This is a genomic window from Microbulbifer halophilus (genome assembly GCF_026183675.1).
Taxonomy (GTDB): Bacteria; Pseudomonadota; Gammaproteobacteria; order Pseudomonadales; family Cellvibrionaceae; genus Microbulbifer; species Microbulbifer halophilus.
This window is the reverse complement of the sequence record NZ_JAPIVK010000010.1, coordinates 1-18,339: the sequence shown is the minus strand read 5'-3', so window position 1 is coordinate 18,339 and position 18,339 is coordinate 1. Positions and strand designations below refer to the sequence as shown.

At 60.7% G+C, this 18,339-nt stretch carries 8 protein-coding genes; 4 read left to right on the top strand and 4 right to left on the bottom strand.

Annotation, left to right across the window (positions count from 1 at the left end):
• Positions 1-28 precede the first annotated feature (28 nt).
• Both OQE62_RS06925 and OQE62_RS06920 read left to right on the top strand, forming a co-directional pair.
• Positions 29-1,363 (top strand): aspartate aminotransferase family protein, encoded by a 1,335-nt coding sequence (locus tag OQE62_RS06925; RefSeq protein ID WP_265721280.1) that lies wholly within the window; start codon positions 29-31, stop codon positions 1,361-1,363.
• A 176-nt stretch (positions 1,364-1,539) separates the two neighbouring features.
• A complete protein-coding gene (locus OQE62_RS06920) occupies positions 1,540-3,036 on the top strand; it encodes a CoA-acylating methylmalonate-semialdehyde dehydrogenase (protein WP_265721279.1) in 1,497 nt (498 codons plus the stop codon).
• A gap of 65 nt (positions 3,037-3,101) precedes the next feature.
• On the opposite strand, the gene OQE62_RS06915 is transcribed toward OQE62_RS06920, so the two are convergent.
• From OQE62_RS06915 to OQE62_RS06905, 3 genes are all read right to left on the bottom strand, one after another.
• The gene (locus OQE62_RS06915; protein WP_265721278.1) at positions 3,102-4,091 is read right to left on the bottom strand and encodes a Gfo/Idh/MocA family protein; all 990 of its coding nucleotides are present in this window, start codon (positions 4,089-4,091) and stop codon (positions 3,102-3,104) included.
• Positions 4,092-4,380: 289 nt separating this feature from the next.
• Positions 4,381-7,068 (bottom strand): TonB-dependent receptor, encoded by a 2,688-nt coding sequence (locus OQE62_RS06910; protein WP_265721277.1) that lies wholly within the window; start codon positions 7,066-7,068, stop codon positions 4,381-4,383.
• Positions 7,069-7,621: 553 nt separating this feature from the next.
• Positions 7,622-10,444, bottom strand: a complete 2,823-nt coding sequence (locus OQE62_RS06905; protein ID WP_265721276.1) for a TonB-dependent receptor — start codon at positions 10,442-10,444, stop codon at positions 7,622-7,624.
• An 891-nt stretch (positions 10,445-11,335) separates the two neighbouring features.
• On the opposite strand from OQE62_RS06905, the gene OQE62_RS06900 reads away from it, so the two are divergent.
• Together OQE62_RS06900 and OQE62_RS06895 are read left to right on the top strand one after the other, a co-directional pair.
• On the top strand, positions 11,336-14,707 hold the full coding sequence (locus tag OQE62_RS06900) for a LamG-like jellyroll fold domain-containing protein (RefSeq protein ID WP_265721275.1): 3,372 nt from the start codon (positions 11,336-11,338) through the stop codon (positions 14,705-14,707).
• 103 nt (positions 14,708-14,810) lie between these two features.
• Positions 14,811-16,148 (top strand): serine hydrolase domain-containing protein, encoded by a 1,338-nt coding sequence (locus OQE62_RS06895; RefSeq protein WP_265721274.1) that lies wholly within the window; start codon positions 14,811-14,813, stop codon positions 16,146-16,148.
• Between the two features lie 182 nt (positions 16,149-16,330).
• Here OQE62_RS06895 and OQE62_RS06890 read toward each other — a convergent pair whose 3' ends face one another.
• Positions 16,331-18,043 carry an extracellular catalytic domain type 1 short-chain-length polyhydroxyalkanoate depolymerase gene (locus OQE62_RS06890; protein ID WP_265721273.1) on the bottom strand — a complete coding sequence of 571 codons (1,713 nt, stop codon included), beginning with the start codon at positions 18,041-18,043 and terminating at the stop codon, positions 16,331-16,333.
• Between the last annotated feature and the right edge of the window lie 296 nt (positions 18,044-18,339).

The following is an 18,339-nucleotide window of genomic DNA, read 5'->3' as shown; positions in this document are numbered from 1 at the left end:
CAACAAAACCGATCGCGAGAGGTGAACCATGGCCGAGATCGATCATTTCGCCGGTCTGACGAGCGCCGAGCTCGACGCCCACTGGATGCCGTTTACCGGTAACCGCCACTTCAAGGCCGAGCCGCGCCTGTTCGTCAGTGCGGAGGGGATGCACTACACCACCGCCGACGGCCGCTCGGTGCTGGATGGTTTTTCCGGGCTCTGGTGCAGCAACGCCGGGCACGGCCGCAAGGAGATTGCCGATGCGGTGGCGCAGCAACTGGTGAGGCTGGACTATGCCCCGGCCTTCCAGTTCGGCCACCCGCTGGCCTTCAAGCTGGCCAAGCGCCTGGCGGATATGGCACCCGGCGACCTGAACCGGGTCTTTTTCTGCAACTCCGGTTCCGAGGCGGCGGACACGGCCCTGAAAATCGCCCGCGCCTACTGGCGCGCCAAAGGGCGGCCGGAGAAGACCCGGCTGGTGGGCCGCGCCCAGGGTTACCACGGGGTGAATTTCGGCGGTATCTCGGTGGGCGGCATGGTGGGCAACCGCAGGAATTTCGGCCCGGCACTGGACGTGGATCACCTGCCCCACACGCTGCTGCCGGAAAACCGCTTTTCCCGCGGCCTGCCGGAACACAGCGGCGAGGCCATGGCGGAGCGGCTGCTGGATATCGTCAACCTGCAGGGTGCGGAGAATATCGCCGCGGTGATGGTGGAACCCTTTGCCGGTTCCGCCGGTGTGATTCTGCCGCCCAAAGGCTATCTGCAGCGGTTGCGGGAAATCTGCGATCGGCACGATATCCTGCTGATCTTCGACGAGGTGATCACCGGCTTCGGCCGTACCGGTTCGGCTTTTGCCGCACAGGAGTTCGATGTGCTGCCGGACCTGCTGACCACCGCCAAGGGCATCTCCAACGGCGCCGTACCACTGGGCGCGGTCTTCGCTCGCGAGGGTATCTACGACGCCTTTATGCAGGGTCCGGAACATATCCCGGAGCTGGCCCACGGCTACACCTACTCCGCCCACCCGGTGGCCTGCGCCGCGGCCATGGCGACGCTGGATATCTACGAGAACGAAAAGCTGTTCGAGCGGGTCAAAACCCTGGCGCCGGTGTTCGAGGAGGCCCTGCACGGCCTGCGCGATGCGCCCCATGTGGCGGATATTCGCAACTACGGCCTGGCCGGCGCCATCCAGCTGCAGCCGCGCGACGGCGAGTCGGGCAGGCGGGCGATGGAAGTGGTGCTGGAGGCCTACCGGCGCGGTGTACTGCTGCGCTGGACCGGGGATACCATCGCCGTGGCGCCGCCGTTTATTATCGAACAGGCGCAGATTGAGCAGATTGCGCAGACACTGAAGGACATACTGCACACTGCGGAATAGCCACCCTACATCACCAACTCGTCATTCCGGCGAATAGCCTGTGCCGGACTTGATCCGGTACCGGAATCCAGCACCGGCGGCTCCGCCCTGGATACCGGCCTCCGCCGGTATGACGAACAATAGATCTGAAGATACAGAACGATCACCGAAGCGGGGCAACCCGAAGGAGCAAAACAATGAACACCATCGGCCACCTGATCAACGGCGAAATGGTCAGCGGCGATCCGCGCCAGCAGGATCTCGTCAACCCGTCCACCAACGAAGTCACCGGCAAGGTTTCCCTGGCCGAAAAGGCCACCGTGGAGGAAGCCATTGCCGCGGCCGACGCCGCCTACAAAAACTGGCGCGACACACCGCCGATCAAGCGCGCGCGCATCATGTTCCGCCTCAAGGACCTGCTGGAACAGAACGCCGACAAGATCTGCGAATTGATTACCCGCGAGCACGGCAAGGTACTGAACGATGCCATGGGCGAACTGCAGCGCGGTATCGAGAACGTGGAGTACGCCTGCGGCGTACCGGAATTATTGAAAGGCGAACACAGCAAGAACGTCGGCCCGGCCATCGATTCCTGGAGCGAATTCCAGCCGCTGGGGGTCTGCGCCGGTATCACACCGTTCAACTTCCCGGCCATGGTGCCGCTGTGGATGTGGCCGATGGCGGTGGCCTGCGGCAACACTTTCATTCTCAAGCCCTCCGAGCGCGATCCCAGTTCGGCGCTGTTTATCGCCGAACTGGGCCTGCAGGCGGGCCTGCCCGCGGGGGTGCTGAATGTAGTCAACGGCGATAAGGAAGCGGTGGATACGCTGCTCTCCGACAAGCGCATCCAGGCGGTCAGTTTCGTCGGCTCCACGCCGATTGCGGAGTACGTCTACAGCACCGGTACCGCCAACGGCAAAAGGGTGCAGGCCTTCGGCGGGGCCAAGAACCACGCCATCGTGATGCCGGACGCGGACCTGGACAACGCCGTCAACGCACTGATGGGCGCCGCCTACGGCTCCTGTGGCGAGCGTTGCATGGCCATCTCCGTGGCCGTGGCGGTGGGCGATGCCACCGCGGACGCGCTGGTGGAAAAACTGAAAGCGCGCATCGTCGAACTGAAAATCGGCGACGGCCGGGACAACAACAACGATATGGGCCCGGTGGTAACCCGCGCGCAACTGGAGAAAATCGAGGGCTATATCGCCAGAGGCATCGAGGAAGGCGCCGAACTGGCGGTGGACGGCCGCGGCCTGACAGTGCCCGGTTTCGAAAACGGCAACTACCTGGGGGCCAGCCTGTTCGATAACGTCAGGGAAGGTATGTCGATCCACACCGACGAGATTTTCGGCCCGGTACTCTGCGTGATGCGCGTAGACACCATGCAGGAAGGCATGGACATCATCGACGCCCACGAATACGGCAACGGTACCTGCATTTTCACCCGCGACGGCGAGGCGGCGCGCTACTTCAGCGACAATATCCAGGTGGGTATGGTGGGCATCAACGTGCCCCTGCCGGTGCCGGTGGCCTACCACAGCTTCGGCGGCTGGAAACGCTCGCTCTTCGGCGACCTGCACGCCTACGGCCCGGACTCGGTTCGTTTCTACAGCAAGCGCAAGACGGTGACGCAACGCTGGCCGGCCGGCGGTGTGCGGGAAGGGGCGCAGTTCAATTTCCCCAGTAACGGGTAATCGACCGAAACGGATCGCGGCCCCCAGGCCGCGATTTGCCCGATCGGTACGCGCGGCGCACCCTACTACTGAACCGGTTCCCAGCCGTCGTGCCCGGCAGCGCGGTAGACAGCGTCGATCACCTTCTGGTTCTTCACCGATTCCTCCAGGCTGAAAACCCCGTCGCCCTCCCCCGCTGCGGCGCGGGCAAACGCCTCCGCCTGCAGCCGGTACTGGCGCGTGTTGCCGAAGCGGTAGACGGTGGCCTCGGAGTGGTTGGCGTTGTGCAGGATCACGCGGTCGTCGCCGTAGACGCGGGAATTGAACGGCGCCTCCACCTCGATAAATCCCCTGTCGCCATGGAAGACCATGGCCTGCCGCGCGGCCATCTGTGTGGCGACGTAGAAGCTCAATTCAAAAGAGCCAAAGTCGGCCCTGACGCTGGCATGGATATCCGTGCCGAAATCCTGATCGCGCTCGACCTGGGCCTGCACGCGAGCGGGTTCCTCTCCCGTCACAAAGCGCGCGGTGACCGTGGGGTAGACACCGATATCCGGCAGCGCCCCGCCGCCCAGCTCCGGCCGGTTGCGCATGTTATCCGGGTCCCGGTTGTAGTAGCTGAAGGCGCCCTGCACATGGCGCAGCCGGCCGATAGCACCTTCGCGCACCAGCTCGCGCACCTTCAACCACTGGGGATGGTAGGTGACCATAAAGGCCTCCGAGACAAGCACACCGTTGCGGTCCCGCGCCTCGATCACCCGGGCGATATCGCCCGCGTCCAGGGCCAGCGGCTTCTCCACCAGCACATGCTTGCCGGCATCCGCCGCCTTTACCGCCCACTCCACATGCTGAGAGGTGGGGAGCGGAATATAGACGCCGTCCACCTCCGGCGAGGCCAGCAACGCCTCGTAGGAGGAAAACACCTCCGGAATATCGAAACGCCCGGCGACAGCTTTTCCCCGCGCTTCCTCGCGGCTGGCAATCGCGGTAACGACACCGTTCTCCGACTCCAACAATTCCGGAATGACAAAATTCCGGCCGATTTTGGCCGTGGACAGAATACCCCAGCGGAACATGCAAACCTCCTTCCTCGACAGTGTGTTTCGGGTCATTCTACGTGAGCGTGGCGGGGAGGACGAGCGGGGGATTTTTATAGGCCATTGATGGGCACGTCGCTACGCTCCTTTGCCCATCCTACGCCAGTATTCCGACCGCGGGGCCCGGGGCGGCACGAATTCGTAGGATGGGCAAAGCGCAGCGTGCCCATCAACCGGATCCCGTCGAGGGGTGGGAATTACCTGTAGGAGCCTGCTTGCAGGCGAAAGGACTGGGGCCGAGAGGGCCCCGGATTTTGTGGCCCGACCTTCAGTAGCGGAAACGCATGCCCAGGGAATAGGTGCGTTCGCGGGCGAAGGTGTCCCTCGGGTAGAGGGATTCATCCGCACTGCCACCGCCGCCGAAGTAGTCGCTGTAGACCGAGTCGGTGAGGTTGGTGGCCTCCAGCAGGAAGCTCAGGTTTTCGTTCCAGTCGTAGTTCAGCGCCAGGTCGAGCGAGTCCGTATCCGTGACGATCACCGAACTTCCCGGCTGGGCACCGGCTTCATCGAAATTCAGGTAGTAATCGCTGCGCCAGTTGTAGGCCAGGCGTGCGGAGAAATCGTATTTCTCGTACAGCAACACCAGGTTGTAGGACTCGTCGGAGACATTCTGCAGATTCTGCATCTCGGTGTTGCCCTCGGCATCGGGCGGGGATTCGGCCTCGCCGTCCATGAAGGTGGCATTGGCCTGGATACCAAAGCCGGACCAGAAACCGGGCAGGTTATCGAAGAACTGGGTATAGGCCAGCTCAACACCCTCAAGGGAACCCGAACCGGTATTCTGCGGGCGGGTCACCTCGTAGGGCACGTCGTCACGCATCTCCTCCGAGGCGTAGAACTGGATGTAACCTTCAATATCGCGATAAAAAAGGCCCGCTGTCAGTGAACTTGCATCATCGAAGTACCACTCGAGGGACATATCGAGGTTGCTGGATTCAACTGACTCCAGTTCCGGGTTGCCACCCTCGCCGGTACCGAAATCCGGTTGCGTCGGTGTAGGCTGGAAGTAGGCGGTAAACGGGTTGAGGTCGGCAAAGCCCGGACGGGTGATCGTCTGGCTAAGCGCACCGCGCAGGAACAGGTCTTCGCGAAGGCCGAGACGCGCATTCAGGCTGGGCAGGAGTTTATTCGCACTGGTGTCTTCGGAAGCGCCGGCACCGCGCAGGGTGGACTCCAGTCTTACTGCACGCACACCCAGCTCGCCGTCCAGCGGCATATCCCCCAGAGACATTTCATAGTTGGCGTTGATATAGGCCGCATAGTTGTTCTCTTCGTTATCGAAGTAGAGCGCGGGAATATAGTCCGGCCCCTGTGGCAATGGGTCGTGACCCATGGCCTGGCGGATCTCGCTGCGATTGGCCAGCAGGTAGTCGCGCCTCGGGGTCAGCCACTGGTCGGTGTTCACGTCGACTACGTCGCTCAAAAATCCCGACGGTGTCATGTCTTCCAGACCGGGGAAGTCGGTCAGGAATACCGGATTGTCGGGATCACCCGCCAGGCCGCCAGTATCCGCGGATTGGTTGAAAGCGCTGCGCTGGTTGAGGCGCAAACCGAAATCGAGCGACGTCACTACCCCCTGGTCAAACGCATAATTGAAGTCTGTCTTCCAGGAGATCGCTTCCCCCTCCTGGCGGCTGCGCTGATCGAAGAACTGGTTCAGCACATACTGGGAGGGATCAGTCAGGTCATAGGGCGTGCCGTCGGCATTTTCGATGGTCACGTCCGAAGCACCGGTACCGTTCTTGGAAAAATCGTAAGTGACACTCGGTGCGAAGAAAACCAGATCCAGGATAAAGGTTTCGTTTTCCGCCTCACTGGTGGTGTAAGCCAGGTCGGTATTGACCGTCAACCGGTCGAAATTCCACTCCCCACCGAAGGCGACCTGGGTGGTATCGGAGCTATCGGAAAAGGCTTGGTTACTGGTGATAGTGCCGGGCGCATCGTCGCGCACATATTCCTTGGCGACATTAGTGCCGGGCTTGTACTCGGTCACATAGCCCAGACCAATGGGCTCGTCAGCCGGATCTCCCCAGGAAGGCAGGGGCACCCAGAAGTTCCACTCCGAATCCTGCTCGTAGGCAATGTGAAAGAATTCCGCGTAATACTCGCTGTTATCATTCGGACTCCACTGGAAGGCACCATTATAGGAGGTGCGATTGCGGTCGCCGTGACGGAAGTAGGAACCGATCACATTGGGTATCAATGTCGGCTCGCCGGGGTTCGGTGCCGCCACAGAGTCCGGGTGCGGTATCTCTTTGGCGAAAGGCGCGGTAACAAAATTCACCTGGTCCATATAGCCACGGTCCTGGTAGGACACGCTGAACATGGCACCGAAGTCGCTGTCGCCGCTGCTCCAGTTGTTGTTCATGGTCACGCTGCCCACCGGGTCGGTGGATTCGGCGCGCTCGCTGTAGACTTCGCGCAGGCCGCCGGCGATGGTGAAGCCGTCGTCGAAATCGAAGGGCCGGCGCAGGCGAACGTCGATGACACCGGCAATGCCGCCCTCGATATCCGCGGCGCTAGCGGACTTCTTGACGTCGACACGATGCAGCAGGTCTGCGGGGATATCCGCAAGCGCGACACCGCGGCCGGTGGTGGTGAAAATATTGCGGCCGTTCAGGGTGGTGACCACATTGGGCAGGCCGCGTACCAGCACCGTGGACGCCTCGCCGTTGGCGCGCTCGATCTGCACACCGGTCACCCGCTGCAGGGCTTCGGCGACACTGTTGTCCGGCAGTTTGCCCACGTCCTCGGCAACGATGGAATCCACCACCTGCTGGGAATCCATCTTGATCGCCTGGGCAGTGACGACACTGCCGCGCACGCCCCTGACCACTACCTCTTCCAGGGCCGGATCGTCGGCCTGCCGCTGTTCCCCATCCTGGGCACAGACCTGCGGGCCGCCAATCGTAGCCAGCAGCGCAATGGACAGACTCAGCTTCTTCTGCTTGAACATATCTTCTCTCCCATCTTTGATTTTTATGTTTTTAATTCAAAGCCCAGATATCGGGAGACCGGTCGTCGGCTTCGTTTTAACTGCAGGAACGATAACCAGCCGGAAGCGATACCTGGAATAAACACGCCGGAAAGGGCGCCCGGGCCTGGGATAATGAAAGTGAGGGGGCAAATTAGCCGGTATCAGTCACCCGCAGGTGCACGGCGCAAACGCAGCTTTTTCATCGCCTTCTCACTTATTATTCTTGGCGCTTATATCAACGTTAATGTCGAACGCTTCTTATCATTTCCGGGGCCGCTTCCACAGCAACACTGTGATCCTGAAGACTCGCAACCCCTTATTTGTACTACTAATAAGCATATTATCGGCAAATACTACGGCCGTAAACGTCTGAAAATCTATTTTTGTTATACTTTATGACTATTGGACCAATATAGTACCGATTGGAGGGTTCGGGATTCCCGAGCGCCACTGAACCCGAATTACGGGGCCCCAAAAACAAAAAAGGCAGCCCGAAGGCTGCCTTGCTGTGAGACGCACTGAAGGAGAATAATCAGAAGGAGTAGCGCGCACCCAGTGCAAAGGTGCGGCTGTAGATGGCGGTGTTCAGGTTGTAGATATCCTGATTCTCGTAATAGTTCTGGTACTCTTCATCGGTCAGGTTGGTCGCATCGAAGGTAACCAACAGGTTGTCGGTAACATCGTAGCTCGCCTGGAAATCCACACTGGTTTCCGCGTCATTGTAGATTCCCAGGGGGTTGGCGAAGGAACGGGCTTCGTAGTCGTACAGGAAGTCGTCGCGCCATACGTAGGAAAGCCGCATATCGAGCTTGTTCTTGTCGTAGGCGAAGACAACACTGTAGGACGAATCGGACACACCGAACATCGGGGTGTCGGTCATGCCCGTCTTCTCGCCCTGGCCGTCATAAACCGGGATTTCCTGCTCGGAATCCAGGGCCGTATAGCTGGCCTGGATACCAAAGCCGTCCAGCATCTCCGGCAGGTTATCGGGGAAATAAGTCAGGCCCAGTTCCAGCCCCTCGAGCACCCCATTGGAGGTGTTCGCCGGCTGGGTCAGGACGTAGGTATCCCCTTCGTAATCCACCACACGTGCGGAATCGTGGACAAAGCCGTCGACATCGCGGCGGAACAGGGTTCCGTACAATGCACTGGAATCGGAGAAATACCATTCCAGGGACAGGTCGTAGTTCTGGGACTCCACCGGCTCCAGCTCCGGGTTACCACTGGTTGCAGTGCCCAGCTCGGTATCGGTAACGGCGGCCTGGTAGTAGGTGAAAGCATTCAACTGGTCGAAATTGGGTCGACGCAGTGTTTCGGTATAGGCGAAACGCGCAATCAGGTCATCGGTAATATGCAGGCGGGTGACCAGGCTCGGCAGCAGCTTGGAGCTACTGGCCGATGCGCTGCTCTTAGAGCCGGTATCCGTGTCTTCGTCGAAGTCGTAGAAGTCCATATCCGTATCGGCAGTGACATAGCGCAAGCCAAACTGGCCATCCACCACTTTGCCGGCGAGTTCCGTATCGAAATCGGCTTCCGCATAGACAGAAGTGGTTGCCTCCTCAACTTCGAAGGTCTTGCGCATTGACTCGGTCGGGAGGCCATATATTTCCCGGATCTCGTCGGCATTGGCGCTGAGGTAATAACCGTCTGTAGATGCCCAGGCAGTGGGGATGTCGGCGCGACCATCAAAGAAACCGGAACCGACGGAGGCCAGACCGTCGATCGAATCCAGAGGCATTTCACGATAATTTTCCGGGGCCTCGTTATTCTGGTCCCGCGACGCCTCGGAGGCTCCGCGGACATCGTGACGCAGACCGAAGCGTAGGGTATGAATCGCACCTTCGTTCAGGTCCAGCTCGCCATCCAGGTCGAAAGTGAGCGCATCGCCCTCGCTGGAAGCGCCATTATCGTAGAAATTTGAGGTGGTCCACTGGGAAGCATCCGTCAAGTCACTCTCGTCGACATCGGTAGTTTCCGGGTTGTCGTAGTAGACCCACGAGGGCATCCCGTTGCCGGAGTTGAAGTCCACGCCTACGCCATAGGCAGAGCGAAACGCCTGCATGGCGATAAACGAATCCTCATACTCACTCTTCTGGTAATAGACCTCGGACTCCAGGCGGAAGTTGTCGGTAATATCCCAGTTACCGCCCAGGGCATAGACAAAGCTGTCTGTCTCGCTCTTGGTCAGGTCGCCACTGGTAAATCCATAGGCCTCGGCAACCTCGCGGGACTTGACCACGTTGGTTCCTTCGTAGTAATCGAACTCACCGCCATTGGGCAGGCCCGATGCATCCCCCCAGAAATCGACATAGGAGAAATTCAGGGTGTTGAAGGATTCGTTGCGATAGCCATTGTAGAAGGCTTCAAACAGGTATTCCGAACGCTCATTGGGAGCCCACTGCAATGAGATGTTGGCGGCCGGGCGCTCGCGCGTGCCTGTGAGGTCGTTTTCAAAAATGGCGTCGCGAGACAGCATATATTCGGCTTCCTCTCCGCCGACCGTCACGGTTGAACCCGGCTGGTTTGGAAGGCCGGCTTCCAGACCCGGGGTCCAGTTCTGCACGCCCCAGTATTCCGGGTCTACGGCCCAGGGCTCCGGTCCGTTCGCTGTATAGACCGAGCGAATCGGCTGGTAGGGATTCAGGTTGGCAGGCGCATCTTCGGTGGCGAAGGGAATGATGGCACCGGGGGCAACATTCTGGTCGCGGTAATTGGTCTCGGCATAGGAAACATTGACCAGCGCACCGAACTCGCCTGCACTGGTTTCCCATCGATTGCTGAACAGGCCGCTCAGGTTGGGATCGGTGGAATCCGCCTGCTCCTGGTAAATACCACGGCCGGCGACTACCACCTTGCTGCCATCGAAATCGAACGGGCGCTGGGTCCTGATATCGATCTGCCCCGCAATACCACTTTCAAGCTGGCTCGCGGAGCGGGTCTTATAGACGTTCACGCCTTTCAGCAGGCTGGCCGGAACATCGGCCAGTGCCACGGCCCGACCTGACGAAGTGAAAATCTGGCGACCGTTAATCGTCGTGGTTACATCGGTCAGACCGCGAATGGAAACGGTATTTACCTCACCGGCCCCGCGATCGGTCACCTGCACACCGGAAACCCGCTGCAGCGCCTCCACGACATTGTTGTCGGGGAACTTGCCGATGTCCTCGGCGACGATGGAGTCCACAACCTGGTAGCTGTCCCGCTTGATATCGAGCCCTTTCTCAAGACTCGCCCGCACACCGGTAACAACCACCTCTTCCAGGGCCTGTTCACCCTGGACTTGCGCCACAGCCTGCACACCGCCCACAGCGGTGGCCATGGCAATCGAGGAACTCAGCAATCGTTGCTTGAACATAATCATCTCCCATCTGGGTTTTATTATTTTGCTGCCGAATATTCAGGGCCCGGCGACACAGCACCCGCCCCAGTGAACACCGCGCTAAACGTCAGCGGGCGCGTTTGCCAGTCTCGATTCCACACACGAGTCGCGAATAGTGAACGGGGGTGTGGAAAGGAATGATGGCAGTAAGGACCGGGGCCGCTCGCCGGGAGCAACGGGTCCTTGTTCGGAATCGGGCCGGTGCCGGCATTTCGGATGTCGGCTGGGAGGAATCGCGCAGTGCTCCGCCGTCTCCCAGGGGGACACAGCGGCAGACGCGCGTTGTAGACGCGGTTCTCTCATCGCTTTTTCCTCTCTCTTTATTATTTTGGCGCGCTTTTCAACTCATGTCGATTGCAAGCCGATGCGCGCTCTCGGTTTTCTGCTTCGCCGCCAGTCGGGTCCAGCCCGCCTTGACGACTATTTGTATTATTATTTGGCATATTATCCAGCAAATTTTGGCTAGTCAACGCCTAAAATACCTGTTTTGTTATACTTTATGATCAAAACAGGCAGATTTTATCGATTCTACCCCTCCTGCCGCCGTCCCTGCCCTCCGCGGTGGCGAGCTTTCTCCAACCGGCCCAGACCACCTTCCCAGGCGGCTCTCTCCGGGTTATTTACCTCCCTTTCCGGGCATTCCGTATGCGGCCGGCAACTGTGGGATCGCCCTGGCACCCATGGGACCATGATCTCCACTCCATAATAATATTGTAATACCATAACTCTATTGGCAATATGATTCCCTCCTTCGGCATCGACGCCGCTATCCAGCCGTAATAGTCCAGCGGATCTCACCCGGCACTCGGGGTGACCACCGAAGGCCTGGAAGTCAAAAAATAAAGATAAAGATGAGGGAGACTTTCCATGAAAGTTGCCGCGATAATCGGCAGGCTTACGCTTGCGCTCAGTTTTGTTTTGCCACTCTACGGCTGCGGCGGGGACTCCGGTTCATCACCGGCCCCCGAAGAGCCGCCGTCCACCAGCGAACCGGATCCGGCCGATCCCACCGCCGACACCGTCAACTACAACGATATGGCGGTGCACGACCCTTCAGTCATTCGCGATGAAGACGGCACCTACTATGTATTCGGCTCCCACCTGGCCGCCGCCAAAACCGGCGACCTGATGCACTGGGAGCGCGTCGCCAACGAAGTGAACGATGCAAACCCGCTGTTCAATACCTACGCCAGCGAGATCTCCGAGGGGATCGAATGGGTGGGCGGCCACCAGGGTTCCTGGGCCGCGGACGTCATCCGGCTCGGCGACGGCCGCTATTACTTCTACTACAACCACTGCGCCAACCCGGCCAGTGAAGCCGGCGATTGCGACACGCCGCGCTCCTACCTGGGCGTGGCGGTATCCGACAGTATCGAGGGACCCTATACGGACCTGGGAATTTTCCTGCGCTCCGGCATGACCGACGAGGAGATCGCCGCGGGCTACGGCCCCGAGGGGCTGGAGAGCTACGACCCCACCATCCACCCCAATGCCATCGACCCGGATGCCTTTTACGATAAAGACGGCAGGCTGTGGATGACCTACGGTTCCTACTCCGGCGGTATCTTCATACTGGAAATGGACGAATCCACCGGCAAGCCGCTGCCCGGGCAGGGCTACGGCAAGCACCTGACCGGCGGCGACCACAGCGCCATCGAGGGCACCTACATGCTGTACAGCCCCGAGAGCGACTACTACTACCTGTTCATGTCCTTCGGCGGCTATGTCTCCACCGACGGCTACAACATCCGCGTGGCCCGTTCGCGCAATCCGGACGGCCCCTTCGTCGACGCCGGGGGCAATGCGATGACCGCGGCCCGCGGCAACTGGAACAGCATCGAGCCCTACGGGGTCAAGCTGATGGGCGGTTTCACCTTTGCCTCCGACCCCGGCGACCCGGTGCCGGAACGCGGCTACCTGGCTCCCGGCCACAACTCCGCCTATTACGATGGCGACGCGGGCCGGCACCTGCTGTTCACCCACACCCGCTTTCCCGGACGCGGCGAGGAACACGCGATCCGCGTACACGAAATGTATGTCAACGCCGACGGCTGGCTGGTGGCCTCGCCCCACCGCTACGCCCCCATCGAGGGCGACAATATTGTCGACAGCGGCGACCTGGTGGGCGATTACAAATTTATCGACCACGGCAGGGACATCAACCGCGACGCCAAACAGACCCGCTATATCCACCTCAACGAGGATGGCAGTATCGGCGGCGAGATCAGCGGCGAATACCAGCTTTTCGAAGAGGAGCCGCGCCGTATCGACCTGACCCTGGAGATCGACGGCAACAGCAAAAGCTACCGCGGCGTAATGCAGTGGCAGTGGAACAGCGCTGCCGGCGAACTGGTGCCGATCTTCACTGCACTGAACGGCGAAGGCGAATCCGTCTGGGGCAGCCGCATGGACCGGAGAACGGAGCAGGCCGTGCTGCAGAGTATCGCCGACGACCTGCAACAGCCGGACGTGGCCAGGGGCGGATCGCTGGAACTCCCACAGCGGGGCACGCGCGCCGCGGCCATCACCTGGGATAGCGACAACACACTCGCCATCGACAACAACGGCCGCGTCACCCGCCCCAATGTCGGCAACGGCGATACCAGCGCGACGCTGACCGCCGACATCACCCTGAACGGCCAGCAGCTCAGCCGTAGCTACACGGTGCAGGTACCGCAGCGGCTGCCGTACAACCGCGCCGCGCACTTTGCCTTCGAAGACGACCTGAGCGAATCCCTGGGCCGTTTCGACGCCGGCACGGCTACCGCCGACCGCATCTCGAACAATGGCTCGGTCGCCTATACCGCGGGCCACAACAACCGGGCGCTGCAGCTGAACGGCAGCAACGGCGTGCTGCTGCCGGAGGGACTGATCGACAACGACGTGTACACCGTCTCCCTCTGGGCCAACCCCACCGCCATCGCCGCCAACAGCCCGGCCTTTTTCGGCGCAGACGAACAGCTGGACGACAGCGGCCTGCCCGACTCCAACCGCTGGATCAGTTTTCTGCCGGAAGGCTGGGACGGCAACACCATGCTCTGGAGCGGCAGTGAGCAGTGGCTCGACGGCACCACCGGCGAGCGTATCGCCGAAGGCGCCTGGACCCATCTGGCCTTCGCCGTGGATGAGGGCCATGTGCGCGTCTACCTGGACGGGGAGGAGAAATTCTCCGGCGGTACGCTGGGCGACCTGTTTACCGGCGGGGCCGGCCGGTTTGCCCTGGGCGTCAACTATTGGGATGCGCCCTACCACGGCCTGATCGACGAACTGAAAATCTACGACAGCGCCCTGTCCGCCGAAGAAATCCGGCTGCTGGATATCGACCCGGCCAGCTCCGCGGAGTTGCTCGCCTCGGCGGTACAGCAGCTCGACCTGGGCGACACCTCGGCGGTGCGGGACCATCTCTACCTGCCCACCAGCGGCGCTTACGCCAGCGCCATCGACTGGATCTCATCCGACCCGGATGTGATCGCCATCAACGGCGAAACCGGCGTTGTCACCCGCCCGCAGAATGTCGACGCGCAGGTAACGCTGACGGCCGACATCGCACTCGACGGCGAGCAACAGACAAAAAACTTCGACGTCACCGTCAAAAAAGAGGGCCCGCCGAATGCCGTCGCCACTTTCGCTTTCGAACAGAACCTGCATGAAAGCAGTGGCAACTTCGGGCCCGGCACGGTAGTCGGGGCCACCATCGACGCCAGCGGCGGCACGGTGAGCTACACGGAAGGCGTGGAGGGCCGGGCCCTGGTGCTGGACGGCAACTCCGGCGTACGGCTGCCGGACAACCTGATTACCGACAACAGCTACAGCTTCACCCTGTGGCTGAGCCCCTCGGCGCTGACCGATTTCACCCCCGCCCTGTTCGGCTGGGACACCACCGAGCGCTGGATCAGCCTGCTGCCCCGGGGCGGCGAGGGCGACACCAAGCTCTGGTCGGGCACCGACTGGTACGATGCCAACACCGGATCGCTGATCTCCACCGACGCCTGGACCCACATGGCGGTAACCGTCGACGGTGGCGAGACCAGGGTGTTTATCAATGGCGAACAGCAGTTCAGCGGCAACGGCTTCCCGGATATCTTCGGCACCGCGGAAACCAGCCACTTCGCGCTGGGCGTCAACTACTGGGATACACCTTACGCCGGCATGATGGATGAGCTGAAAATCTACGAAAATGCCGTACCGGCAGCCGATATCCGCAAGTTGTACGAGGCGGAATTGCTGGCGGAGGACTGAGACTCCCGCCCGTAGGAGCCTGCTTGCAGGCTCCTACGGCCCGGTGCGGGAAATGGGCGGCCCCATTTCCGTACCGCTACAGACAACCGGAACCATCGCACGCATGAAATACCGAAACCTGAAAACCATCGCAACCGCCTTTCTATTCGCCTTCCCAGCCGCCGGATACAGTGCGGCGAAGGCGGATAACGAAATACCGCAGTCATTCGACGACGGCAACAAGCAGCCAACGAAGAGTGCACCAGCGGAGAAAATCAACAAGCTGCTGCAATCCTTCATAGACGACCAAAAAGCCAGTAGCCTGGCCGCTTTCGTCGCCAAAGATGGCGAGGTGCTCTACTCCAACGCCTTTGGCTGGAGAGACAGGGAAAACCGGATTCCCGCCTCGGTGGACGACTACTATGTGCTTTTCTCCCAGACCAAGGCCGTGGTTACCGTTGCCTTCATGACCCTGGTTGAGCAGGGCCTGGTGGATATCAACGATCCGGTCGCGAAATATTTTCCCGATATTCCCGACCAGGTGATCACCGCCCTCAATGAAGACGGCAGCTACGAAACCCGCGCCGCCTCTACGCCCATGACCTTCGTGCACCTGATGTCCCACACCTCGGGGCTCAGCGCCGGCCTGGCCGGCGAAGCACGCCTGGCCAACAGCGATGTACCGGGCGCACCCCTGGGATTCGACGGCAAAGAACCGGACATACAGCCCAGCGGCCAGCACACCGGCGGTGGAAACTACCGGGCGCGCTACCTGGAAGAGGAAATGCTCGAGCTGGCGAAATATCCCCTGGGCTTCGATCCCGGCTCCGCCTGGAACTACCATATCAGTACAAATATGCTCGGCTATATGATCGAGCGTATCTCCGGCCAGCCCCTGCAGGAATATGTCAAAGAGAAGGTACTGTTGCCACTGGGGATGAACGACACCGACTGGTACTACGAACCCGGGGCACTGGACCGGTTTGTAAAAGCCTACAGCAGGGTGGACGGCAAGCTGGTCCCCGGCTCGAATGTCTACAGCAGGGGCGCCGTCAGTGAACAGCAGACCTACGCCGAGGGCGCCATCGGCCTGAATGGCCCCATCGAGGACTACGCCAGGTTCTGCCAGATGCTGCTCAACAAAGGCAGGTTCAACGGGCATCGCATCCTGAAACCGGAAACGGTGGAACGGATGACCACCGTCAACCGCCTGCCGGAACCGGAAGAGGAAGACAGCCACTTCGAATTCGGGCTCAGTTTTGAACTCTACAACGAGCACAAGAAACCCGTGCCGGAAGTCTCCGACTCCGCCTATGCCTGGGGCGGCATGATGGGGACGGAATATATCATCGACCCGGAAAACAAGTTGATCGCGCTGTTCTACCTCAACATGTACCAGCGCGATGCGCTCTACCCGGAATTCCTCAGCCGGGCCTACGAGCTGGCGAAGTCGCAACCATAGAATCCCGGGCCGGACCAGGGATCCCGGCCATTCCGGTGCTCACGGCGCACCTACCGCTGTAGGAGCCTGCTTGCAGGCGAAAGGACCGGGGCCTCGATATTCGCCTGCAAGCAGGCTCCTACAGAAACCCCGGGATTTTTTCGGGCCTCTGATTGGCAGGTTGCTGCGTTTCTTTTTCCGGACTAATTGGCTACGGCACTGCAGACCGGCGTTGCAAAGCTGCCATCGTGACTTCCCTGAAAACCGAAACTGGCGCTCTGCCGGGGCGACAGGTTTCCGTTCCAGCCACAGCAGTTGGTGAAGGATGGCGTCGAGCTGTTGCCGCCACTGACCGTTACGTTCCAGCTACTGCCGACATTGGCCGGCTCGCCGAAGTCCAGGGTCACGACCCAGCCATCGATGGCACTGTTGCCGTCGTTGGTGACCTGAACATTGAGCTGGTAACCGCTGCTCCACACATTGCTGGAATCCACGGAACAGGTGACACCGCCCATGCCACCACCGTCATTCCCACTGTCGTCGTCACCTCCTCCGTCGCCGACGGTCACATCGCCGAAGCTGATATAACCACTGCAGTGCAGCCACTCGCTGTTGCCCCCACCACAGGCGCCGTCGGCCCAGACGCCGGTGTTGACGCCCTGGTTTTCCGCCTGCTGGATTTCGCCGTTCACCTGCAGGTAATCCACCTGTACATCGCGGCCGCTGGCGTCGTTGGTGAAGTCGACCGTGACCTCCCCGGCCAGGCTGCTGGCAGCGGTGTAACTCTGCATGCTGGTCGACAGGGTCCAGGTCTGCACGGTGCTGCCGCCGATACGCAGGCTGACCGACTCCTCGCCGTTGGTGCCGCTGGCCCGCAGTACAAAGGTGTTTTCGCCGCTACCGCCGGAGGAGCTGCTGGAAGAACTGCTGGAGGATGAGCTGTTCGAGGAGGAACTGCTGGACGAGGAGCTCGAAGTGGAGCTGGAGGACCCCGGGGGCGCACTGCCATCCAGCCCGAAGAAGCGGATCGCCTCCGCCGCATTCACCGGCAGATTGTGGCCGGTGCCCTGCAGGCTGATGGCCTCCACCGGCGCCCGGGGCCCGGTACTGCCGTAGCGGGTGCGGGTCTGGTTACTGTCGGGGCTGTCGGTAAAGGCCGGTGTCTGGTCCAGGCCGTTGACGTTGGTCCACTGTTTGATTTCCTCGCTGAAATTGTTGTAGTCGAGCGTGTCGTCACTGGTGCCGTGCCAGAGTTGCATCCGCGGCCAGGGGCCGCTGTAGCCGGGGTTGACATCGCGCACCCGATCGCCCCAGTCCTGCGCCGTCCTGCTGATATTGCCGCTGGAGCAGTCGCTGTTCCAGTCGCTGCCGTTGGTGGTGGCGAAGCAGGTATAGGGCACGCCGGCAAAGGCCGACCCGGCCGAGAAAACATCCGGGTAGAGCGCCAGCAGCACATTGGTCATCATGGCACCGGAGGAGACACCGGTGGCGTAGATACGCCCGGGGTCGATGCTGTAGTTCTGCGTTACATGATCGATCATCGACTTGATCGAGACAGGGTCACTGCCGGTGCCGTTCATCGACTCCGGCGAGGAGACATCGAAACACTGGGAACTGCGGGTTACCGACGGATAGATGACGATAAAACCGTACTGGTCCGCCAGTTGCGCAAACTGGGAGCCCGAATAGAAAGCCGGCCCGGTGCCCGTGCAGTAGTGCGACGCCACCAGCAGCGGCGCCTGGCTGGCGGTCTGGTCGGGCACATAGAGATACATTTCCAGGTTGCCGGGGTTACTGCCAAAGCCCTGCACCTGTGTCAGTTCCGCCGCCGCGGCCCTCGACAGGGTTACAGACATGGCGGCAACCGCCATCAGGGCCGCGCAGCAGAGCCGGGCCAGGTAATTGTTGCGTTTCATTTTTCCTCCGCTTTCTCTCCCTCGAGATTCCCCGGCGCGCCGGGGAATCATTTTTACTCAAATTTCGGGGGTTATTAGTCATCTCAAAATTGTTTTGACCAAAGTCCACCCTCCGGGCCGTCATCCCGGTATCGGATCAAGTCCGGCATGACAAAACGATCCGGGATCCAGCGAAGGTGCCCCGTCGGCCTAGATTCCGAATCAAGTCCGGAATGACGATCGCATGGAGCGAATACAGGACTCGCCCGATGTTATTAACCCGGTACGAATATAGATATGGTATAATGGCCGCATGA

Coding starts and splice junctions, on each gene's coding strand:
- OQE62_RS06890 (WP_265721273.1), bottom strand. CDS start 18,043: ATGAAACGCAACAATTACCTGGCCCGGCTCTGCTGCGCGGCCCTGATG.
- OQE62_RS06910 (WP_265721277.1), bottom strand. CDS start 7,068: ATGTTCAAGCAGAAGAAGCTGAGTCTGTCCATTGCGCTGCTGGCTACG.
- OQE62_RS06905 (WP_265721276.1), bottom strand. CDS start 10,444: ATGTTCAAGCAACGATTGCTGAGTTCCTCGATTGCCATGGCCACCGCT.
- OQE62_RS06920 (WP_265721279.1), top strand. CDS start 1,540: ATGAACACCATCGGCCACCTGATCAACGGCGAAATGGTCAGCGGCGAT.
- OQE62_RS06915 (WP_265721278.1), bottom strand. CDS start 4,091: ATGTTCCGCTGGGGTATTCTGTCCACGGCCAAAATCGGCCGGAATTTT.
- OQE62_RS06925 (WP_265721280.1), top strand. CDS start 29: ATGGCCGAGATCGATCATTTCGCCGGTCTGACGAGCGCCGAGCTCGAC.
- OQE62_RS06900 (WP_265721275.1), top strand. CDS start 11,336: ATGAAAGTTGCCGCGATAATCGGCAGGCTTACGCTTGCGCTCAGTTTT.
- OQE62_RS06895 (WP_265721274.1), top strand. CDS start 14,811: ATGAAATACCGAAACCTGAAAACCATCGCAACCGCCTTTCTATTCGCC.